The following is a 2,632-nucleotide window of genomic DNA, read 5'->3' on the forward strand; positions in this document are numbered from 1 at the left end:
TCGAGGGAAGGGCTTTTTTGCAAAGATCTCATATTGAGTTTCAGACGACCTCTAACATTTCCCTGTATAATCACGCTTTTGTTCAAAAGCTTGTACTTTCCAATATGATTTATCCGTGGCATCAAAACCAGTGGCGGCAGCTTGCTGACCATTGGGAAAACCGTCCGAACGCTTGGCTGTTTACCGGTAAGGAAAATACCGGCAAGACGGCGTTTGCGCGGTTTGTGGCACAGGCTTTGCTGTGCGAATCGTCTCGGGAAGATCATCAGCCTTGCGGCGTATGCGCTTCGTGTCATTTGTTTTTGCAAAACAGTCATCCCGATTTCTATGAACTTACTCCTGAAATCCCCGAAGACGGTGCGGTCGGGCGAAAATTGTTGCAGATTAAAATCGATGCCGTGCGCGATATTGTGGAAAACATTTATTTGACGGCTGTGCGCGGAGGATTGCGGGTGGTATTGGTGCATCCCGCTGAAAGCATGAACGTGCAGGCGGCAAACGGGTTGCTCAAAGCTTTGGAAGAGCCGCCGCAACACGTTGTTTTTTTAATGGTTACGCATGCACGCGACAAACTTTTACCGACTATTAAAAGCCGTTGCCGCCAGATGGTTCTACCGGCACCTTCGCGTGATGAAGCTTTGAAGTATTTGCGGGAAGAAGGGGTGGATGATGCAGAATCGCTGTTGGCTTTTCACAGCGGTGCGCCTTTGTTTGCCCATACGCCTGAAATGGATGACTTGCGCGAAGAGCTGCTCACTTTGCTTGCCGTGCCGCGCCTGTTGACGATACTTGACTACGCCGCCACGTTCGACAAACACAAGCAGCCGTTGGCAGTATTTATCGATTGGATGCAGAAGTGGCTGTTGGATGTCGGCTTGGCGCAACAACAAATGCCGCCGCTTTATTATCCCGATTACGCGCAGGCATTGTCGCAGACGGCTTGCAAAACCGATCCGCGCCGCCTGTTTGCACTGACAGGTCATCTGAACGCACTCAGCCCTTACGGATATCACACCTTGAGTGTTAAAATGCAGCTTGAGTATCTATTGACTGAATATCTCGAATTTTGGCAAAACAAATAATCAGATAAGGTAAAACAAAATGGTAAACAACAATAAAGACATTCCGGCGAAAATGATGGCGTTGCAGCTCAAAGATCCGACTCTGCTCTACAACTGCTATATGCCGTTTCTCGAACACGGCGGACTTTTCGTTCCGACCGAAGACGTATTTTCATTAGGCGAAGACATCCTGCTTGCTGTTGAAATCGCCGATTACCCCAAACGCTTCCTGCCTACCAAAGTCGTCTGGATCAACCCTGCCCGTACTTCCGCCCACCGCCCTAAAGGTGTCGGACTGGCATTTTCCGAACACGAAAGCTGCCTTCAGGCGAAAACCCTGATTGAAGGCGAGCTGGGACCGAAACTGCGCAGCGACCGCGTTACCTTCACGCTTTAAAATCATGCATTTAATCGATTCGCACTGCCATATCAATTTCGAAGGCTTGAGCAACCGCCTGCCTGAAGTGTTCGCCAATATGGCAGAACAAAGCGTCAAACAGGCGCTTGCCATCAGCGTAAGCAAACAGAGTTTCGCCGAAGTCTTTGACATTGCCCAAGCCAATGAACAGATTTACTGCACCATAGGCGTCCACCCCGACAGCCAAGAAGCCGAAGAATTTACCGTTTCCGAAATGGTTGAAGCGGTAAAACACCCGAAAGTCGTTGGCATAGGCGAAACGGGCTTGGATTATTACTGGTGCAAAGGCGATTTGGCATGGCAGCACCGCCGCTTCGCCGAACACATTCAAGCCGCCAATGAAAGCGGTTTGCCCGTGATTGTCCACACCCGCGATGCCGCCGCCGATACTTTGGCGATTCTGAAAGAAGGTCAAACCAACTCGGGCGTTATCCACTGCTTCACCGAAGATACCGCTTTCGCCAAAGCTGCTTTAGATTTGGGGCTATACATTTCCTTCTCCGGCATTGTTACCTTCAAAAACGCCCCGCAAATTCAGGAAGCCGCTAAATACGTCCCTGCGGATAGAATGCTGGTCGAAACCGATGCGCCGTTTCTCGCTCCGGTTCCCAAACGCGGCAAGCCTAACGAACCTTCCTATGTCCGCTACACCGCCGAATTTGTGGCGAACCTGCGCGGCGAATCCGTAGAAACACTTGCCGCTTACACTAGCGACAATTTCTATTGTTTGTTCAACAAAGTACCTGATATCCGTGTTTGATTCGAATGGAACAAAGGTCGTCTGAAAATGCTTTATCTAGCGTTTCAGACGACCTTTTGAAATTTGGAATTTTTTTATATAAGTGTTCAGACGAATATCAAATAGGCTAGGGACGACAATGGACGATGGCAGGGTCGCCTATAAAATCGGTATCACAAGAAAGCCGGTGCAAAAGCGGACAGATAGCCATGGATGGGTTTAAAATCAACAATCAGCTGTTTGCGCGGATAGTAAAATTGCCATTGTTTATTAAAAAGTCTCCCCATTTCGGTTAACCATTCATTTTGTTCCAAGAATATTGGATTGCTTGGGTAATAGGCAGCTATCCGAAAATCAAGATGGCAACTTCCTGAAAACATTTAAAGATATGGCTTTCATCATATCGCTCTCCAT

3 protein-coding genes are annotated in these 2,632 nt (G+C 48.6%); all 3 read left to right on the top strand.

Features of this window, described 5'->3' with window-relative positions:
* The first annotated feature begins 104 nt into the window (after positions 1-104).
* The 3 genes from HMPREF2572_RS04785 to HMPREF2572_RS04795 are packed head-to-tail and all read left to right on the top strand — an operon-like array spanning position 105 to position 2,239.
* On the top strand, positions 105-1,082 hold the full coding sequence (locus tag HMPREF2572_RS04785) for a DNA polymerase III subunit delta' (RefSeq protein ID WP_070496471.1): 978 nt from the start codon (positions 105-107) through the stop codon (positions 1,080-1,082).
* A 19-nt stretch (positions 1,083-1,101) separates the two neighbouring features.
* A complete protein-coding gene (locus HMPREF2572_RS04790) occupies positions 1,102-1,458 on the top strand; it encodes a PilZ domain-containing protein (protein WP_003760734.1) in 357 nt (118 codons plus the stop codon).
* Between the two features lie 4 nt (positions 1,459-1,462).
* Positions 1,463-2,239, top strand: coding sequence for a TatD family hydrolase (locus HMPREF2572_RS04795; RefSeq protein WP_070496472.1), 777 nt, complete (start codon positions 1,463-1,465; stop codon positions 2,237-2,239).
* The last annotated feature ends 393 nt before the right edge of the window (positions 2,240-2,632 follow it).

The sequence above is a fragment of the Neisseria sp. HMSC064E01 genome (assembly GCF_001808875.1).
Classification (GTDB): domain Bacteria; phylum Pseudomonadota; class Gammaproteobacteria; order Burkholderiales; family Neisseriaceae; genus Neisseria; species Neisseria sicca_A.

What these genes read in the sequence shown, in the direction of transcription:
- HMPREF2572_RS04785 (WP_070496471.1), top strand. Translation starts at nt 105, where the DNA reads ATGATTTATCCGTGGCATCAAAACCAGTGGCGGCAGCTTGCTGACCAT.
- HMPREF2572_RS04795 (WP_070496472.1), top strand. Translation starts at nt 1,463, where the DNA reads ATGCATTTAATCGATTCGCACTGCCATATCAATTTCGAAGGCTTGAGC.
- HMPREF2572_RS04790 (WP_003760734.1), top strand. Translation starts at nt 1,102, where the DNA reads ATGGTAAACAACAATAAAGACATTCCGGCGAAAATGATGGCGTTGCAG.